Raw genomic sequence first — 20796 nt, forward strand, 5'->3', positions numbered from 1 at the left:
TATCAGTCCAAATCTATTTGTTCAATAACATGTTCACCCACGGCTTTACCTTGCTGTACTCCCAATTCTATAGCTGGTCGATAATGGATTCCACCATAAAGTCTGCTTATTGCCGCCTCTTTAGCTGCATGGCTAAAAGATTTATAGCTACGAACAGGAAGTCCATATGGCACTTCTGTTTTATCTGCAAAAGCATAGTTGTCTCCAAAAATATGAGTCAATACTGTCGCAGCAGCTGAAGAAGCTACACTATGCCCAGAAGTATGTTCTGGAAATGCTGGTGTCTGTAGGATTGGTGCCCAATCGGGGTCAATATGTTCATTGATAAAGGTTTCTGGGCGAGTAAGGCTACTTTTATATTTTTGGTCCCAACAACTGATAAAGGCATCCGCTATGGCAATACTTACTTGGGCAAGTGTTGCCGAAGCATCTACTGCATTTGTTTCTTTCTCATCCAACACTTGAGCTGTAATGTGGACCCAATGCCCACCAGGTGAAATTTGTTGTTGAAAGTACATTACATGACCTTTGGTAGTCGAAATATTGGGGTTGCAATCCCAGAATTTTGCTATTTCCAATTGGGTTGAATCAACATTTTTTACTGTTTCATATACTTCGGTAGCCTCCTTGAAAAATTGTGAGTTATCAGAAATATCAAAACTTGTAGGTAAACCGGGGTCAAACTGTCCTGCGGAATCCAATACAAAAGGTTTGATTGTGTTCCAATGAGGCTCAATGGCTTCCATATAATCAGGTGGAGTGGGCTTCCATCGTCCCGGATCTTTATTTACGCTATAACGGGGTAGGGCAGTACGTCGTAAATAGCCATCTGAACTTGCACGTTGAATTACTTCTTGTGAGATAGCATCTCCCAACGCAATGGAGTTTTCAAAAATTTCTTTATCGATTCCAATTTCTTGCACATCCTTCAAAAGGTCTATGCGGAGATTATCTACTCTTTCTATATCAAAAACCAGCACTTTGGCCACATTAAGAAAAGCGACCATGGAGGTTAGGGGATAGTAATACTTTTTATTTGAATCTGGTTTTGCGGTAAGATTTAGGTCGTTCAACTGTCCTCCAAGTGAAACCTTTGTGGAATCCATAAAACGAATGCCCTCGTATGCCGCAATATTTGAATAGGCATAAATTCTGCTTGCTACAGGGGGCGTAAAAATATCTGCTACTATAACATCAGTAAGTTTTCGATTGTATTCTGTAATGCTATTCTCAAAATAGGCCCCCAATTCTTCCGGCTTATGTGTTTCACCACAAGAGACTATAAGCAACATAGCCACCAAACCTATTATAATCCATGACTTAATCATTTTCATAAACTGTTTTTGTAATGCCCTTATAATTAGTTATTTCTATTTGTTCAATTTTATCATTTATAAATAATCTTCTAGAGTTCTGTGATAGATAACCCGACCCGTATTGAAACTCCAATTTCTGCTTTTTTCCATTTGTAAAAGTGATAATGGCATTCATACTATCCTCACTTATGTCAATGAATTTCAATTCCTTATTCTTGAACTGGGATTCAAACACCTTTAATGGGCCACTATTGTTCCCCACAATAATGAATAATCTGCCGTCCTTGTTTTTTAGTTGTGCAAGACCGCTTGAATCATAATTGTTAGCAAGACCACTTTTTTCTAATTCAATATACTCAAATGTTCCATCGCCATTTCCTTTTAGAAGTGTGCCGTATTGGGCATCATATCGGCCATTTGAGACTTCGGTTACGTATGAATTACCCGTCAGCAAAAGGTCTATATTGCCATCTTGGTCAAAATCTTCAACCACTAATCCTTCAGTTGGGGCAACTTGTGCACTCAGGGGTAACGCGGTCAGTTGAAATTTTCCATTTCCCAAGTTCTCTATGTAAGAACTTTCAAATACATGACTTTTTACCACGTAGGCATCTTCCAGTTCTTCTGGCAAGAAAGATTCTTTAAAAGTTTTTTCTGCATAGGATTGATAGGTTTGGAAACGCCCTCTCATCGCATTGACTTGTTCTATAAGTTTATCCCGTGTATGGGAAATGTAATTTTCACCATCGTTGTAATAACACATGATAGGATCAATTCTGCCGTCCTTGTCATAATCTTTGGCGTAGATGCACAAAGGTTCATCTTTGGAGGCTCGGTATTTAGTATTTAAACCCAAATTTCCAACTACATAATCCATATCCCCATCATTATCAAAATCACCACTTGATATGCTGTTCCACCAACCTTCTGATTTATCCAGGCCTGCATGACTTTCTACAAGGTTTAGTTTGCCTTGATCATTATGAAAAAGCGTTATGGGCATAAATTCGCCCACAACGATCAGGTCAGACCATCCATCATTATCGTAATCGGACCAAATAGCGGAAGTGACCATGGTCAATTTTTCCCAATGCTGTATACTTTGCCCTATTTCCCTAAACTTGGGTTTACCTTCTGTGGAGATATTCTCATACAACTGACTGGTTACAGGCATTGGGTAACTACCCGGATTAACTCTTCCTCCAACAAACAGGTCCAAGTCTCCGTCTTTATCAAAATCAGCTGCCGTAACACATGAACCACTTATATTAACAACGGGCAATGCATCGGTCAGTGAAAAATTTCCTTTTCCATCATTTACATATAATCTATCTTGATACACATCCTCTGTGTAAGAAGTAGGGATGCCGCCACTTACAACATATAAATCTTGATGTCCATCTCCATTGGCATCAAAAAACAGCATACCCATGTCTTCTCTTAACCGTTCTTGATAACCCACAAAGGTATTTTTGAAACCGTCTTCTTTTTGCATGTAGATTTGACCAGTAGAACCGGCTGCCCCTCCCACATAAAAATCTTCCATTCCATTGGAATCAACATCACCAACAGCTATACCAGGACCTCCACGAGAATGCATGTGCGGAAGAATTGGTTGAATACGGAAGTCTACGATTGGATCTTCTTTTTGAAAATAATTGATACCTAAGGTGTCCGTAATTTCTACAAACCATTTACTTGTTTCAATAAGCGAAATTTCATTGTGAGCTTCGACCTTTTTCGATTCGGATTGTCTAATTACAAGCTTTTGGTTCGATTTTACATTCGCTATTTTTTGATAGGAATCATCGGGCCACCATATCTCTACGGCAGTAACAATGGTGTCTTGGCCTAAGCCAAAATGAACAGTTGGGTCAACGCTAGATTCATAACCTCTACTTAAGTAATGTTGATAATATTGAGTGTTGCTTTCTGAAGCAACCTTAATCCGAGAGCCAATTCCTTCAAGATTCCCTTTATTACCTTTTAATTCTATTTGCAGAAAATTACCGTTCTCTTTTTTACTGGTGTTTTCATAAACAAACGCGTTTTGATTTACGTTGTTCACCACCAAATCCAAGTCTCCATCATTGTCCAGGTCGGCAAAAGTAGCTCCATTGGAACAACTTTTATCACGTATCCCCCATTCCCCAGATGTATTTTCAAAGGCGGTATTACCCTTATTCTTAAACACATAGTTGACCAGTTCGGCCCGAGGTAAATTATGAATGGAATTTAATTTTTCCTTGACTTTGGTTTCTCTATCACCCATAGGGCTATTACTTCTATTTTGATAGTGGATATAATCCAAATTCCCTAAATCCCTTAAAAATCCATTGGTGACATATAGGTCTTTATGACCATCATTGTCATAATCTGCCAATAGCGCACTCCAGCTCCAGTCGGTACTGCTTACCCCGGCCAAATAGCCAATTTCACTAAACCTGCCTTCACCTTGATTTAGTTGAAGTGTATTTCTGGTGTATTGTGGAGAATAACCAGCTTCCAGCATAAAGTTGAATCGATCATACCCGGTAGAGGAAATAATCAATTTTTGTCGCAAATTATCTTCTGGATGCATGTCCAAAACCATAATATCCGGCTTGCCATTGTTATCAATATCCGCAATATCGTTGCCCATTCCCGCGTAGGAAGTATGCTTTAAGTAAGTGTCCAATTCGTCCTTGAACGTCCCGTCCCCTTGGTTAATGTACAGGATATCATTGCCCACAAAATCGTTGGAAACATATATGTCTGGCCATGAATCGTCATTGATGTTGGATATGCCCACACCCAGTCCGTAGCCCTCCACAAGAATACCGGATGTTAGCGAAACATCTGTGAATTTTCCATTGCCATCATTTCTGTACAAACGATCGTTGCTTACAGATGAGCCATCCAACTTTCTTGGATTGCTGACATTTACGTTGTATTCATATGCAGCTGGGTTCACCAAAAGATACATGTCTAGATCATTATCCTTATCATAGTCAAAAAAGGCGGCATGCATGGATTGGCGTTTGTCATCCAGACCATATTCTGCAGCTTTTTCAGTAAAGGTGTTGTCACCGTTATTAATGTAGAGCATGTTGGCCCGCTCCTCTAATTGCGCGCTGCCAGAAACGCATATATAGATATCCAAAAAACCATCTTGATTAATATCGACCATGGCAGCACCAGTACCCCAACGATTGTTGATCAGTCCAGATTTTTCAGTGATATCTTCAAATTTCATGTTTCCTTTATTAAGATAGAGTCTACCTGAAACCATATTGCCGCTAAAATAAACGTCTACCAATCCATCATTGTTAATATCGCCAACAGCTGTGCCCGCACCAGTATAGATGTTCATGAAATTGAACACATTGATGCTGTCATTTTCAACTATTTCATTGTTGAAGTCAATACCAGATTCTGATGCACTCAGCAAATGGAATTTTGCATTGTTCGTTTTTTTGCAAGAAACAATAAATGCAAGCACACAATAGATAAAAACAAGTATGGCATTCTTCTTCATTCTCTTACATCAATTTTTGTTTCAACTCCCTTAAAATTCTTTACCACAATGAATTTGGCATTTTTCGGTATTAGTTGCTTGCGACTCCCTTGCGATAAATATCCCGCACCATAATACAGTTCTCTTTTTTGTATGGAACCATCTTCAAAATGAATGGTGAGTGAAGCATCTTGTGGACTTGATTGATAGATAAACTGATCGCCTAGTTTTCTCGAATGAATTTTTAATTCAGCACTATTTATTCCAGATAGCACTAGCTCAGTATCCTTGGTGAATAGATTAACTTGGCTTTTGGCATCTCCCTTTACAAAAAAACCGCTTTGATTTACGTTTATTGGTTTAAAATTTCCTTTGCCATCTCCTGCCATAAGCCACCCGATTGATGCATCGTATCTACCATTAAAGACTTCTCCACTATAAAAATTGCCCACCGCTAAAATATCCAGATGATTGTCCTGATCATAGTCCCCTATGTTTATCCCATACATGGGAGCCGTTTGCATGGAAATAGGTAAAGGTTTTAATGTGAACTTTCCATTGCCCAAGTTTTCTAGATAACTGCTGGCAAAGGTTTCGCTTTTAACAATGAGAGCATCTGCGAGTTCCCCCTCAGCAAATGATTCTTCAAAAGTTGCCTCTGCATAATCGTTATACGTTCTAAACCTAACCCGCATTGCGTTGATTTGGTCAATAAGGTCATTTCTAGAATGTGCTATGTAATTTTTCCCATCTATATAATGACACATTACAGGGTCTATTTGACCATTCTTATCATAATCTTTGGCATATATGCAAAGTGGTTCGGTTACGCTTGCTTTATAGCGACTGTTCAGGCCAAAATTTCCAAGCACATAATCACTATCCCCGTCGTTATCAAAATCGCCGGATGTTATACTGTTCCACCAACCATTGGTCCCTTTTAATGCAATTTGTTCTGTAATATCTTCAAACTTACCTTCATTGTTTTTAAAGAATCGAATAGGCATGAATTCGCCAACTACGATCAGATCTACCCAAGAATCATTATCAAAATCAGTCCATAGAGCAGCGGTGACCATTCCCAGTTCTGCTGAAGCATTTGAAAAGGATTGGTCTTCATTGAATTTGATATTCCCTGTTGAACTATAATTTTTTAACAAGGAACTTTTTGGTGATAGGGGATATTCTCCTGGTTTCACCCTTCCTCCAACAAAAAGATCTATATCTCCATCTTTATCATAATCGGCTCCGGTTACAACAGATCCGCTCACTAAAGATTCTGGTAAAGCATCCACTATTGAATATACTCCTGTACCATCATTTTCATAGATACGGTCTTGATATGCGATGCTACCCTTAACTGCGGATGATCCTCCGCTTACCACATATAAATCTTGATCGCCATCTGCATCTGCATCAAAGAACAAGGCGCCCATATCTTCTGAGTCTGCCTCCTTGAAAATAGTTTCCGTGAAAGATTTGCCGTCCTTATTCTGTATTTTTAATACCCCAGATTGTCCAGCTGCTCCAGCTACGTAGACATCTTCAAGTCCATCGCCGTTGGCATCTCCAACTGCCATACCTGGTCCATTTTTGGAGTGCATGTGTGGTAGAAGTGGTTGAATTTTGTAATCAACAAAATCATTTTCTTGGTGTGTGAATTCCAAACCAATACTATCGATTTCTTTAAATAATCTTGATGTCTTTTTCGGATTATTCTTATGAAGGGTTTGTGCATTAGTTTGATGAACAACCAATTCTTGATTGACAGTAATGTTTTTCAGGATTTCCTGCATCTTATTTGGCCATGTAATGATGACGCTATCAATTTTCTTGATATCCCCTAAACCAAAATGAAGACTAGGCTCTACGGAAGAAAGGTACCCTCGGTAAGGTGTAAAATATTGCTTTTGAAGCTTTCCTTGATAATAAAGCTCAACTTGACTTCCTATACCTTCTAAATTTGGACTGTTACCTTTAAAACGGAATTTTAAATACGATTGTGTGCTGTCAATACTGGTGTTGTTCCTTAAAATACTTGCTGGGTCATCAATATTATTGACTACTAAATCAAGATCACCATCATTATCAAAATCTGCATATGCGGCCCCATTTGAAAAAGTGGGTTTTGTAATTCCGGCTACTTTTGATATGTCCTTAAATTGAAGTTCGCCTTCATTCTTGAACAAATAGTTGGATCGTTTTATTCCGGGAAGTTTATTTAGCTCTTCTAGACGCTTTTCTCTATTGGCCTGTTCTGAGCCCATAGAGAGAATTGTATTGCCGTATACCATAAAATCAAGATTGGTTATGTCTTGGCGGTATCCGTTGGTGACAAATAGGTCCTTTTTTCCATCATGGTCATAATCAGAAAGTAAGGCGCTCCAGCTCCATTCCGTAGCCGAAATCCCTGATATTTGCCCAACTTCACTAAATGAACCATTTCCATTGTTCAACTGTAGGGTATTTCTAATATATTGGGGTTGATATCCATTGGAAATGGCATTATGATGCTCGTCATAATTATTGCCCATCATGGTCAATTTCCATCTTTTATTATCGGGCGGGAGCATATCCAAAACCACTACATCCATTAAACCATCATTGTTGATATCTGCAATATCATTACCCATTCCATTGAATGTAAGATGGCCCATATATTCAAAAATTTCATTCTTAAAGGTTCCGTCCTTTTGATTTATATACAGGAAATCATCAGTTAAAAAATCGTTTGATACGTAGATGTCCGTCCAACCATCTTGATTGATATCACAAACTTCAACTCCCAAGCCGAAACCTTCCATAAGGATATTGGCTTCCTTGGACACATCTGTAAAAGTGCCATCCCCATTATTCCTGAATAGTTTATCTACGGAAGGGGCCTTGCCCGACCAGTCTTTTGGGCGTGAAGTGTTTCTATTGTAATCGACTAAGGCATTACTGAGAAGATACATGTCCAAATCACCATCACCATCATAGTCAAAGAAATTTGCTTGAACCGAGTAACTGCTATCGGCTATTCCCCATTTACCTGCTTCTTCGGTAAAAGATAATTTATCATTTTTCATTCCGTTGTTGACAAACAAGAGATTGGCCCTATCCTCATTGGATGACCCTCTCGGACCTCCCTTGCAAACGTAAATATCAGGATATCCATCTTGGTTAATATCAATAATCGCAACACCATTTGACCAACCTGTAGTTCCCACCTGCGCGGTTTCCGTGATATCCTGGAATTTAAACTCCCCAAGATTACGGTACAACCGATTGCTGACCATATTACCCGTAAAGTAAATGTCTTGCATCCCATCTTGATCAAAATCTGCTACGGCAACACCCGCTCCATTATACATATATTCAAATTCGAGCACACTTGGCTCACCTCCAATTACTAGGCTATTGTTGAACGATACCCCTGTTTCTTTTGGTGATAAGTCATGAAACAGTTTGTTCTTATTTTCTTTACATGAAATAACAGATGATATAAGTATCAGAGTAAAAAAGACAGTACGAATACAAATATGATGATTGATGGACATTTGCATAAAACGGTTTAAAAAAAGGAATCCAATCATAAATTTAATTGGATTCCTTAAAATAACTTAAACTATATGGTTAATAATAGAATTCCTGTCTAATACCCCGTGTTTTGATCTAAGAGTCCGTCAGATCTATCGACTTCCGATTGAGGGAACGGAAACACCTCATACCTTGGATCCCAATCGCCTCCAAAAATTGTTGGTCCTAAATCCCATCGAACAATATCAAACCAACGATGTGGTTCTAAGGCTAATTCCACTCTTTTTTCCTGCATCATTGCAGCTAATAAATCTCCATCTGCGGCAGTAGTGGCGGCAAGGCCAGCTCTAGTTCTAATGTCATCTATTTGTGTTCTTGCAACTCCCAAGTCTCCACTACCTCTAATAAGCGCTTCAGCATATAACAATTTTACTTCTGCTAAACGCATCCAACGTTCATTATTAAAGTCTGCTTGTTGATTAGGGGCATGATTTCCAGGAACTGTGTTTATTTCACCACGATACTTTTTTAAGGTATAGTTTGTTGAAGACCATTCTGTATCATAAGGTAAAGATTCAAATGTGGTAAAATACATATCACCATCTTGATATAAAATGGTAGGTAGCCTTGTATCACCAGCTTCAAAAGAATCTACTAAATCTTGGGTAGGAGCCCACCAACCTAATTTGCCACCCGGAGCACCATTTCCGGCGTCCCAGTACCAACCACGTCCAGTACCCTGTGATGCTTTGAAGTTTTCTGAATGGGTGTCATCAAAAACCCAAAGGTTATCATCAGACTGTGGCCCACCATATTGAATTTCAAAAATAGATTCTGAGTTATTTTCATTGGTAAAGGCAAAAACATCCTCGTAATTGGGAACTAGACTAAATGGGCCATTGTTGACAACATTGGCAAGCGCTGTTGTGGCAGCTGGCCAATCCTCTCTGAACACATTTACTTTTCCAATTAAGGCTGTTGCGGCCCAAGATGTAGCTCTTCCTGTATTACTGGAATCCCAAGCATCTGGCAAACCTGCAGCGGCTGTACCTAAATCACCAAGAATGGCTGTATACAAATCCTCTTGCGTGGCATTTGGCAATGCTAGATTATTAATATCTGTTAAAACTTCTAGTGCTATAGGTGGAGTTCCAAACATTTTCATTGCTTGAAAATGGAACCAAGCTCTCAAGAACTTTGCTTCAGCTTCTAAAACGGTTTTGTCCTCTGCTGTTAACTCATTTTCGCCATCCAAATTCCCCAACACTAGGTTCGCGCGAAAAATTCCTTCATAAATCTGTGTGTACACCGCTGCATATGGAACATCTGCTGCCCTTAATTGCAGGTTGTCTACGTCTATGGAGATTTGATCACTAGTCACTGGGTCGGCTGCAACATCATCCGTAATCACCATTGACAGTTTCCAATACTCACCTCTCTCCGATAATGTTTCGGTACTTGTGCCCCAAAAATCCTGTATGGATGAATAGGCTGCAAAGATTGCGCCATCAAAATCCGCACGACTATTGTAAAATGTATCAATAGTAATACTATCTAAAGGCTGTAAATCTAGCTCATCGTCGCATGACAAGACTGTCAACGTACAGATAGCGACAAGAAATAAAATTTTACTTTTCATGATTTTTCTTTTATTTTAAAATAACAATTTTTTAGTTAAAACTAACTGACCATCCCAATTGAATTATCCTGGGTAAAGGAGCTTGTCCATCATCTTGCCCTGTTGCAAGCGGGTTATTACCTTTTTGGAAACTTTGGGCCCGACCAACTTCTGGATCAAAACCTGAATAGTTGGTGAAAGTCGCTAGATTCTGTACACTTACAAAAAATCTCATATTGGAAACAAAATTGTTGGTCCAACTTTGTAATGCATCTTTTGGTACGGTATACCCTAATTGTATGTTCTGGATCCTTAAGTAATCAGCATCTTCGATAAAACGGTCTGAAATACGGTTATTTCCATTCGGATCTCCAGGGCCAGCCAATCTTGGATTAGAACTGGAATTGGTTGTACCCTCTCCTGTCCATCGGTTCAATACCTGTGTACTGAAGTTGTTGGTTCCAGTCAATCCTTCTAATGTAATTCTTGATGAATTGAAAATCTGCCTGTCTCCAACTCCTCTTAGCAAGGCTGAAAAATCAAATCCCTTGTACTTGGCTTGAAGATTTAAGCCATAAAAGAATCCAGGATAAGGACTACCTAGTATGGTTCTATCTCCTGCATCTACTCTACCATCACCATTTACATCCACAAATCGGATATCACCAGGAGAGGGAGTACCATTGGCATCTGGAATTGCCGCCGCGACTTCTGCATCATTTTGGTATAAACCATCTGTTTTATACCCAAAGAAATGACCTAAACTCTCCCCAACAATGGTTCTATGGGATTGTGCACCTCCCACACCCGTAATTATCGCATTAACCGGTCCTAAACTTTGAACCGTGTTTTTCACGGTTGTGATGTTGAACCCAACTCCATATTCAAAATCGTCTCCAATTTTGTCTTTATAATTCAAAGCAAGTTCAATACCCGAGTTGGTAATTTCACCTGCATTTGTAGGGGCAGGCAAGAAGAATCCACTGGCAAATGGAAGAGGCAAGTTTACCAATGCATCCTCATTTGTTTTCTTGAAGTAATCAAACACCCCGGTAATTTTACCCTTAAGGAAGCTAAAATCCAATCCTATATCAATTTGCTTAGAGGTTTCCCATCCTATCTGTTGATTTGCAAATGTGGTTGGCGCAGGACCAACTACGGTTCCCTGATCATCTCCCAATACATAAAATATGTTGTTGTTTAATGTAGTAAGGAAAGGAAAAGTTCTGGCAGTACCGTCTCCAAGGTTCTGGTTTCCTAATTCACCATAGCCTACTCTCAACTTTAAATCATCTATAAAACTATAATCACTCATGAAATCTTCTTGAGAGATTCTCCAACCTACCGAGATGGAAGGGAAAATGTCATCTCTATTATTTTCCGCAAATTTGGAGGTAGCATCTCGACGAACATTAACAGTTGCCAAATATTTTCCTTTATAATTGTAGGTCAAACGCCCAATAACACCTTGTAAGGTAAAGAGGTCGGCTTCATTTGCTCCAGCAACTGTTGTACCACTAGCTGCGAAGTTATCGTTAAACAAGTTTCTACCTTGTAATCTTACCTTGTCAAATTGAAATTTCGTTTGCTCAAAACCAATCAGTGCTCCAAAGTTGTGATCACCGAATGTCCTATCATAAGATAGTGTAGCACCCGTAGTCAATGTTAATTCTATTGGTCTTGACTGAACAAGCAAAGACTGCCTGGTTGAGTTGCCATCAAAAGTGGTTTCCGCTTGGAAGAAGTCACCAGATCCCACATTGTAATCAATACCGATGGAAGGTCTTAATTTCAAGTTGTCTATAATTTCCCATTCTCCAAAGAAGTGTCCAAGCACTTTTCTATTCTGAATAGTGGTCTGGTTTATTCTTTCATCTGTTAGTTGTAAGAGGTTAGCCCCGGTTGCACCACCCAATGTGCTTGGGTTGGCCAAATTATAACCAAATGGGCCATCACCGAATAATTGAAAAAATGGAGCATTTAAAGCTGCATTAAAACCTGCGTTTAAGGCTCCTTCACTCTGGGTCAAACGATCACTTTGGCTTATCTGTAAGGACTCACCAAACTTTAATCGTTTACCAACTTTGAATTCAGAATTCGCTCTTAAAGAATATCGTTTAAATGATTGGGCCCTTTGTATACCTTCGTTATCAAGAAAAGAACCTGAAATATAATAGGTTCCATTTTCACCTCCGCCACTTACACCTACGTTATGATTTTGTACGAAACTATCTTGGAAAATAGCATCTTGCCAATCAACATTGGGTTGTCCGCTAAAAGCCGAAAAATCTCTACCCAATTCTTGTTGGATGCCAATATATTGCTGAACATTAAGAACATCCAGCGTTTCTCTTGGTGAAGCAGAGGAAATGTAACCATCGTAGGTTACTTTTGGATCTCCTCTGGTTCCTTTTTTAGTGGTTATGATAATTACACCATTGGCACCTCTTGCACCATAAATAGCTGCGGAAGCCGCATCTTTTAAAACATCTATGGATTCAATATCGCTTGGATTAATACTTGCCAGCGGATTTGAATCCGTAGTGGATGATGTATTTACCGTTATATTATTGGTTCCTACTAAAGGTACACCATCTATTACATAAAGCGGGTTGGCATCTGCACTTAATGTTCCAACACCCCTAATATTAACGCTAATAGGAGCTCCTGGGTCACCACTCCTGTTGGTAATATTAACACCAGAAAGGGTACCGGCCAACACTTGATCCACACTTACAATAGGTTGTTTTACAATTTCAACAGCATTGAGAGAACTTACGGCACCAGTAAGGTCAGCTTTTCTTTGAGTACCATACCCTACAACCACCACTTCGCTCAACGATTGGGCATCAGGTTGTAAAGTAACATTTATTGTTGTTCTTCCATCAACATCAATCTCTTGCACTCCATAGCCTACATAGGAGAAAACAAGAGTGTTGGAACCTTCCGGGACATTGATGGTATAGTTTCCATCAAAATCGGCAACGGCACCTGTTGTAGTTCCTTGAACCACAATACTAGCTCCCGGTAAAGGGCCATCAGAATCCGCAATAGCTCCAGATACCGTGGTTTGTGCCAGCGATGTCTGTACTCCGAAAATAAGAAGAACGAACAGTGCAGAAAAGGCTGACTTCGTCGTCTTAAGTTTAGTTAAAGTTTGCTTCATAATCTTTAAAAATTGGTTATTGAATTAATTTTAATTGAGTTTAGTTAATGAATAGTGAAACGGTTCACCTTACAAGCCAATAGCTCACTATAACTAAATTTCAAATTCTTCAAAATATAGTATGTTATTTGAGAAAAACGATTAACTATGATATAGTGTGCTATTAGTCAAATGTAAAACAAAATTTTTAATATTTAAAAATGATAGTTATAAAATAGCGGATTTAACAAAATAAGTTGCATTTTGTTGTATTATTGTCATTTCGGGTATTTAAAAAATAAATGGGTGTGTAACAAGTTGTCAAGTGTTCACGGGGTTTACCGTGGTAAGAGCAGAGTTGTATTAACAGTTGTTAATGAAAGACAGTTTTGGGTTGGAATTGATATTTAATATTGTTAATCTTATATTGCTCCGATAAATAAGGCAACATCTAGAAAGTTAGAAATATGACAGTGGTTGATGTAATAAATAAGTACCAAGAAAAATACGACTTGACAAAACATGAACATTTGGTGCTAGGTATTATCGAATCTATTGACGATGGGGTTTTAGAGCGGCAAGATCAACTACCTTCAATAAATGAGATGGTTGCAGAATTGGGTTATGCGAGAAAAACAATCGTTGGTGCTTATGAGGAATTAAAGAGCAGAGGACTTGTGGAGTCCAAAAAGGCTAAAGGGTATTTTATTGTTAGCAAGGAAACAAATATGGTGAGAAGAATCGCTTTGCTTCTATATTCCCTTCAGCGTTTTCAAAAGGAATTCTACGACGCTTTTCGAGGAGAATTGGGAGAACGTTTTCAAATTGATGTTTTCTTTCATCACAATAATTTATCTGTATTTGAAAATACATTGATGAATATTAAGGGTAAATATGGTTTTTATGTAGTTGCTCCCATACCCCATCCGGTTGCAAAATCTTTGTTGGGGTCTTTTTCTTCAGATAAATTGCTTGTTGTTGATAGGTTTGTTCAGCCAAGCAAGAACTACTCCTATATCAGTCAGGAGTTTGGGAATTCAACATATAACAAGTTGTTAAAATTACTCCCAAAAATAAGAAAGTACAAGCTGTTTGTGTTATTTGTAGATGAAGATGGAGATCTTCCCAAAAGCGTTGTAAATGCATTTGAAAAGTTTTTATCCGATCATAATGTGAAGGGTGTTATAGAAAAGAAATACGACTTATCAATTTTAAAGAAAGATCATTTGTATTTTACTACAAATGATTCTTTTTTATGGGATATACTAAAAGATTGCACGGATAAAAAGTATGTTTTAGGTAAAGATGTTGGCATTCTGTCGCATGATGATCATATCATAAAAAAGTTCATATCCGGAGGAATTACTACAATCTCAACAGACTTCAGCGAAATGGGTGTTCAAGCTGCGTTGCATGTAAAAAGCGGTGAGATGACCCAACAAATTACTCCTTCTTATTTAATAGATAGAGGTTCTGTATAGGACTTTCTTCTTTTTCTGAAATCTATTAATTTGCCTAATAAATTGATATAATCATATTTTAGCATTTATGAATGTGATAACATCTCATTTTTTTTATTACCTTTGAATAGTAGCATACTATATCATAGTATTTTGTTCCAAAAGCTTCATGACCTAATTTTTCATTTTAGGCATGCAGCTAGTTTGTTTAAAAAGTAATTAACGATATAGTTTGAGTTAGTTTAAGTTGTTAGTTTAAATTCAAAAGTGCAAAAGCCAGGTATAATTTTATCTGGCTTTTCTAGGCTAATAGTTGAGTGTCGTGTTTTAGCATTCATACATTCTATAATCAAGTTTTAATTTTTTTTGAAGAAATGATTGTAAGTACAATAGAGAAAGAAATAGATTCCCTGATTTTTAACATTAACAAGAAAAATGGTTCAGCCAATTTGGAACTGATAACAGATGAAGGTGCTTTACAAGTTTTCCGATTTGAATACCAGAACCATGATGATAGCTTTCCAGAGCCATTAAGTCTCCAGTGGAGAATACCTGCAACTAAAGTTAAAGGGATGTGGAAACCTACTGCAGATTTCTCAAAGCGCATAGAGGCTGATTGGGAACTTGAGAATCATGAATCAAGAATATCTATTGATGCCCCTGTTATTTCCCTTTTTGGCAACCACGACGAAAATGTACTTTGCTTTGCTTGTTCCAATGTAATAAATAGAGTGGAGATGGCTGTAAAATATAGAGAAGAAGACAACCATTTCTACTGTCAAATCATATTCTTTACTGAAAGTAAATATCCAATTAAAGATTTTAGCACGGATATCCGTATCGACCAGCGTAAAATTCATTTTTCCCAAGCTTTAAAAGAAACTTCAAAATGGTGGGAAGGTTATGACAACCTAAAACCAGCTGCAGTGCCGGCAATAGCCAAAAAACCTTTGTACTCTACATGGTATCAATTTCATCAAAATTTAAACAAAGATTTACTGCTCAAAGAATGCCAAATAGCAAAAGATTTGGGGTTTGAATCAATCATTATTGATGACGGTTGGCAAACGAAAGATACTAATCGAGGATATGATTATACGGGTGATTGGCTTCCAGAACGTTTTCCCAATATGGCCGAGTTGGTCCAAGAAATACAAAGGTTAGGGATGAAGGTTGGAATTTGGTATTCTGTTCCATTTTGCGGAAAAAAGTCAAAGGCTTACCAAAAATTCAAAGGCAAATTTTTAACTGAAAATCATAGATGGGCACCTGTTTTTGATCCAAGATATCCTGAGGTCAGAAATTATCTGGCGGGTATTTATGTAAGTGCTGCTAGGGATTGGGGTTTAGATGGATTGAAACTTGATTTTATTGATGATTTTAAAAGCTACCCAGAAACTTCTTTCGATCCTGATGGCAATCGTGACTTTTCATCAATCGATGAGGCTGTGGATGCATTGCTTACACAAGTAATTGTTGAAGTCAAAAAGGTAAATCCAGATATATTCATTGAGTTTAGGCAAAAGTACACTGGGCCGGCCATGCGTAAATATGGTAACATGCTTCGAGCCTTTGACTGCCCAGGGGACTATACTATGAATCGAGTTCGTATTGCCGATATAAAAATGTTATGTGGTGATACCGTTGTCCATTCCGATATGGTTACTTGGCATTTTGGCGAAGCTGTGCAAGATGCCGCCCTTCACTACCTGAACACTCTTTTCGGGGTGCCTCAAATCTCAGTAATGCTAGGCGAAGCACCAGAACCTCATTTGAACATGATTCGATTTTACACAAAGTATTGGAATGAAAACTCTGAAGTTCTACTATCGGGTGAATTCTTGCCTTCATCTCCATTGGCTAATTATCCAGTGCAACAGGTACAAAAAGATGGTAAAATAATATTAGGCGTCTTTGAAAATCAATTTTTAGAACTTAAGAAACTAGATGAAAAAATAGATATTATTAATGCAAAACCCTCTGAAGATGTGGTTATTGTTGTAAAACAGGGTAATTGTGAGTATAATTGCTCTCTGTATAATTGCGAAGGTGCACTCGTACAACAGCAAACAATCTATTTAGAGGAAGGAATCAATACATTTAAAATTCCCATATGTGGATTGGCACAGATCAAACCAATTGAATAACTAAAACAAATAATTATGGGAATGTCATCTATTTTATCCTTCATAGGCTTTACACTATTAGTGGCGATCATTGCTTGGTGGGCAACACGCGGCACAAATGAGAAATCTGCCAAAGGCTATTTTCTTGGGGGCAGAAGTCTTGGTGCCATTACTATAGCCGGGTCATTATTACTTACCAATCTTTCCGCAGAACAGATAGTAGGGCTTAATGGTCAAGCTTTTACAGAAGGTGTTTTGGTAATGGCATGGGAAACTTTAGCGGCCATTGCAATGATATTAACGGCGCTTATACTGTTACCTAAGTATATGAAGAGTGGTATTACCACAATTCCTCAGTTTATAGAGAACAGGTTTGACAAACAGACCAAAGCGATTTTATCTATACTCTTTTTATTCGCTTATGGTGTAGTTCTATTGCCAACAATTTTATACTCTGGGTCTTTGGCATTCAGTTCTATGTTTGATTTACCTAATTTGTTTGGTATTAGTCAAAATGCAACAATATGGATATGTGTATGGAGTATAGGTATTATTGGATCTATTTATGCAATTTTTGGTGGATTAAAGGCAGTTGCTGTATCTGATTTAATAAATGCAATCGGGTTGCTCATAGGAGGATTTTTGATACCTTATTTTGGTTTAAAACTTATCGGTGACGGTAGTATTGGAGATGGTTTAGATATACTTTGGGATACAAATCCAGAGAAGTTCAACCTAAAAGGGGAAGTTGACTCATCCATACCATTTGGAACCATATTTACTGGAATGATCTTAGCTCAAATGTATTATTGGGGAACCAATCAATCAATATTGCAGCGGGTATTCGGGGCCAAAAGCTTGGCCGAAGGTCAGAAAGGAGTTATTTTGGCGGCTTTGGTAAAATTCTTGATTCCTATAATTGTAGTGCTCCCAGGGGTAATTGCATGGCATGTTTTCAAAGGAGATCTTGCAAATCCAGACCTAGCTTATCCAGAATTGGTTAGAAAAGTTTTACCGCCTTCATTACTAGGTTTCTTCGCTGCAGTATTGTTTGGTGCGGTATTGAGTTCATTTAATAGTCTTTTAAACAGTAGTGCAACTTTGTTTGGATTTGATCTCTATAAATTTTTCAATAAAAATGCTGCTGAAGAACAGACCGTAAAAGCTGGAAAACGCTTCGGACTGGGATTGGCGATTATTTCTTTGTTCATAGCTCCGTTTATAGCCTCAGCTCCGGATGGACTTTTCGCTTACATACAAGAATCGTTGGGAAGTTTGAGTGTGCCAATTTTAGCTGTAATAGTGGTGGGCATCTATACCAAAAAAGTTCCAGCTCTTGGTGCTAAGCTCGTTTTAACTGTTGGGGTGGTCATGTATTTAATAAGTCAGTTTGTGATAAGTCCTATAATGGTGGATAGTGCACTTACCGAGGCCGCCGCCAATGGCATCACCGACTCAAAAGCATTAAGTATTATTAAGGCGGAGGCATATCCTCACTTCTTACATATTATGGGGATTTTGTTTGTTATAAACGTAGCTTTTATGCTATTAATGGGCAAATTAAAGCCAAAAACTACAGTTATGGCAGAAGTCGTGACTGAAGAAATAGATACAACACCTTGGAAATATGGACTTTTGGCTGGAGCTATTATAACTGCTATGGTACTGAGTACATATTTTATCTTTTAAATAACCGAAAAAAATAATATAAAAATCACTAGTGAGTACATTAAAAATCAACCAAGTTTTTATACATAAATTTTAATGGAAGGTGTAACGGATAAAAAGAGTTTCCAAACTACTTTTCAGGATAGTGATGTTGTTATTGAGTCTCCGGGGAGGATTAACCTTATCGGAGAGCATTTAGATTACAACGGAGGTCAGGTACTTCCGGCTGCTATCAATTTAAAAGTACGGTTGAATTTTAAAAAAAATGGAACTCGTAAATGTAACTGCTATTCCAAAAATTATGATAATCACTTTGAGATAGACTTGGACAAAGTGGAGATAAGCGAAAAGGAATGGCACAACTACTTTTTGGGTGTTGTTCATTTTATAGTACAAGCACATCCAAACAAAATTAAAGGGTTTGATTGTATTGTAGAAAGCGATCTCCCTATTGGTTCTGGAATAAGCTCTTCTGCTGCCTTGGAATGTGGCTTTGCCAAGGGTCTTGATGCACTTTTTTCAATTGGTCTTTCAGATGATGAGCTTGTTACAATCTCTAGAGATGCAGAACACCACTTTGTAGGAACTAAATGTGGAATCATGGATCAATTTGCCGTGGTTAAGGGCAAGAAAGGAAAGCTTATCCGTTTGGATTGTAATGACTTGTCCTTTCAATATATACCAGCTAACATTGAGCCTTATTCCATTGTGCTGTTAAATACAAACGTATCTCATAATCTGGCCACCAGCGAGTACAATTTGAGGAGACAAGAATGTGATGAGGCCCTTATTGCCATTCAAGAAAAATACCCAGAATATGATGTGCTGGCTCATGTTCCAGAAGTGAAGGCCAAAGAATTTGAATCAATACTGCCTTTCAAGATTTTCGATAGATTGCTCTATGTTGTTCAAGAAAATGCCCGAACCATAGCTGCAAGTGAAGCCTTGGAAACTGGAAACCTTGAGGCTTTTGGGCAAAAGTTGTTTGAGTCTCACGAAGGACTTAAAAATCTTTATAAGGTGAGTTGTGGGGAACTTGATTTTCTAGTGGATTTTGCCCAAGAATATAAAGGTGTGATAGGTTCAAGAATGATGGGTGGCGGCTTTGGTGGATGTACCATTAATCTAGTCCATAAGGATAGGATGGATTCTTTCATTACAGAAGCCGCTTTGGCGTATAATTTAAAATTTAATATTCGATTAAGCTCATTTACGGTAGCTATCGGAGATGGGGTAAAACGAATCAAATAATTATGAGTACCATGTTATCCGAACAGCCCCATAGAAGGTATAACATCTTGACCGGAGAGTGGATTTTGGTTTCACCACACCGCACCAAAAGGCCATGGCAAGGAAAAACCGAAAAATCCAACTCGGAACAACGCCCAGAATATGATCCCAAATGCTATCTGTGTCCCACAAATACTAGGGCTAGCGGTTCTATTAATGAGAACTACAAAAGTACCTTCGCATTTAGGAATGATTATGGCGCCATCTTAATGGATGGAAAAGAAGAAAATTATAGCAAAGGGCTTCTTAGTGCAGAAACGGAACAGGGTATCTGTAAAGTTGTCTGTTTTTCCCCAGATCATAGTCTTACTCTTCCCCTAATGACAATTGAAGCTATTTCGGATGTAATACAGCTGTGGAAAAAAGAGTACAAAGAATTGGGTAGTATGGAGGAGATTAACCATGTTCAAATTTTTGAAAATAAAGGAGATGTCATGGGGTGCAGTAACCCACATCCTCATGGGCAGATATGGGCTCAATCTACTATTCCCGAGGAGCCAAGAAAAAAAACCAAAAAACAGAAAGACTATTTTGAAACAAATGTAACCAGTCTTTTAGGAGATTATCTAAAGCAAGAATTGAAAGTCAAAGAGCGAATAATCTTGGAAAATGAGGACTTTGTTGCACTGGTCCCATTTTGGGCCACGTGGCCATATGAGACCATGATAATTCCAAAAAAACACTATCAGCATATTGGTCAACTAAATAAGGAAGAGGAAGTTTCCTTTGCAGAAATAATCAAAGTACTCACCACAAAATATGATAACCTGTTTGAAATCTCTTTTCCTTATTCAGCAGGGATTCATCAAATGCCCACGGACGGAAAGGATTACCCAGAATGGCATTTCCATATGTCCTTCTATCCGCCCCTTCTACGTTCAGCAACTGTTAAGAAGTTTATGGTGGGGTATGAGATGTTTGGGAATCCGCAGCGAGACATTACTGCAGAGCAGGCGGCCAACACATTGAAAACGCTATCAAATGTTCACTATAGCGAAAAGAATACCTATAAGTGATTCAAGTGTTATTGGTGCCTGAACCTAAAATATTTTGGTAAGGCTTTGAACAAAAAAAAGGAGCTCCAAAGCAAAAATTTGTGAACTCCTTTGTATTTAGTGACCTCGGCAGGATTAAGTCTAAATCCTCGGAGACCTTTAT

10 protein-coding genes are annotated in these 20796 nt (G+C 38.2%); 5 read left to right on the forward strand and 5 right to left on the reverse strand.

The features are described from left to right. Positions 1 to 2 precede the first annotated feature (2 nt). From LV704_RS13680 to LV704_RS13700, 5 genes are all read right to left on the reverse strand, one after another. Positions 3 to 1334: a vanadium-dependent haloperoxidase gene (locus LV704_RS13680; protein ID WP_163423201.1), complete on the reverse strand. Its 1332-nt coding sequence runs from the start codon at positions 1332 to 1334 to the stop codon at positions 3 to 5. Beyond that, positions 1321 to 4833 (reverse strand): VCBS repeat-containing protein, encoded by a 3513-nt coding sequence (locus LV704_RS13685; RefSeq protein WP_163423200.1) that lies wholly within the window; start codon positions 4831 to 4833, stop codon positions 1321 to 1323. Before LV704_RS13685 ends, LV704_RS13680 begins: the two co-directional genes overlap by 14 nt. After that, on the reverse strand, positions 4830 to 8351 hold the full coding sequence (locus LV704_RS13690; RefSeq protein ID WP_163423199.1) for a VCBS repeat-containing protein: 3522 nt from the start codon (positions 8349 to 8351) through the stop codon (positions 4830 to 4832). The genes LV704_RS13685 and LV704_RS13690 overlap by 4 nt, the downstream gene beginning before the upstream one ends. A gap of 95 nt (positions 8352 to 8446) precedes the next feature. Next, positions 8447 to 9970 carry a RagB/SusD family nutrient uptake outer membrane protein gene (locus tag LV704_RS13695; protein ID WP_163423198.1) on the reverse strand — a complete coding sequence of 508 codons (1524 nt, stop codon included), beginning with the start codon at positions 9968 to 9970 and terminating at the stop codon, positions 8447 to 8449. A 31-nt stretch (positions 9971 to 10001) separates the two neighbouring features. Further along, positions 10002 to 13115: a TonB-dependent receptor gene (locus tag LV704_RS13700; RefSeq protein WP_163423197.1), complete on the reverse strand. Its 3114-nt coding sequence runs from the start codon at positions 13113 to 13115 to the stop codon at positions 10002 to 10004. Between the two features lie 446 nt (positions 13116 to 13561). Between LV704_RS13700 and LV704_RS13705 the strand changes: the two genes are divergently transcribed. From LV704_RS13705 to LV704_RS13725, 5 genes are all read left to right on the forward strand, one after another. Continuing rightward, entirely contained in the window at positions 13562 to 14575 is a 1014-nt protein-coding gene (locus tag LV704_RS13705) for a GntR family transcriptional regulator (RefSeq protein WP_163423196.1), read from the forward strand. A 353-nt stretch (positions 14576 to 14928) separates the two neighbouring features. Then, positions 14929 to 16701 carry a glycoside hydrolase family 36 protein gene (locus LV704_RS13710; RefSeq protein WP_163423195.1) on the forward strand — a complete coding sequence of 591 codons (1773 nt, stop codon included), beginning with the start codon at positions 14929 to 14931 and terminating at the stop codon, positions 16699 to 16701. Between the two features lie 21 nt (positions 16702 to 16722). Beyond that, positions 16723 to 18369 (forward strand): solute:sodium symporter family transporter, encoded by a 1647-nt coding sequence (locus tag LV704_RS13715; protein WP_163423194.1) that lies wholly within the window; start codon positions 16723 to 16725, stop codon positions 18367 to 18369. Between the two features lie 75 nt (positions 18370 to 18444). Continuing rightward, positions 18445 to 19599 (forward strand): galactokinase, encoded by a 1155-nt coding sequence (gene galK, locus LV704_RS13720; RefSeq protein ID WP_163423193.1) that lies wholly within the window; start codon positions 18445 to 18447, stop codon positions 19597 to 19599. A 2-nt stretch (positions 19600 to 19601) separates the two neighbouring features. Continuing rightward, positions 19602 to 20654 carry a UDP-glucose--hexose-1-phosphate uridylyltransferase gene (locus LV704_RS13725; RefSeq protein ID WP_163423192.1) on the forward strand — a complete coding sequence of 351 codons (1053 nt, stop codon included), beginning with the start codon at positions 19602 to 19604 and terminating at the stop codon, positions 20652 to 20654. Positions 20655 to 20796: the final 142 nt, after the last annotated feature.

The organism is Flagellimonas sp. CMM7 (assembly GCF_021390195.1).
GTDB lineage: Bacteria > Bacteroidota > Bacteroidia > Flavobacteriales > Flavobacteriaceae > Flagellimonas.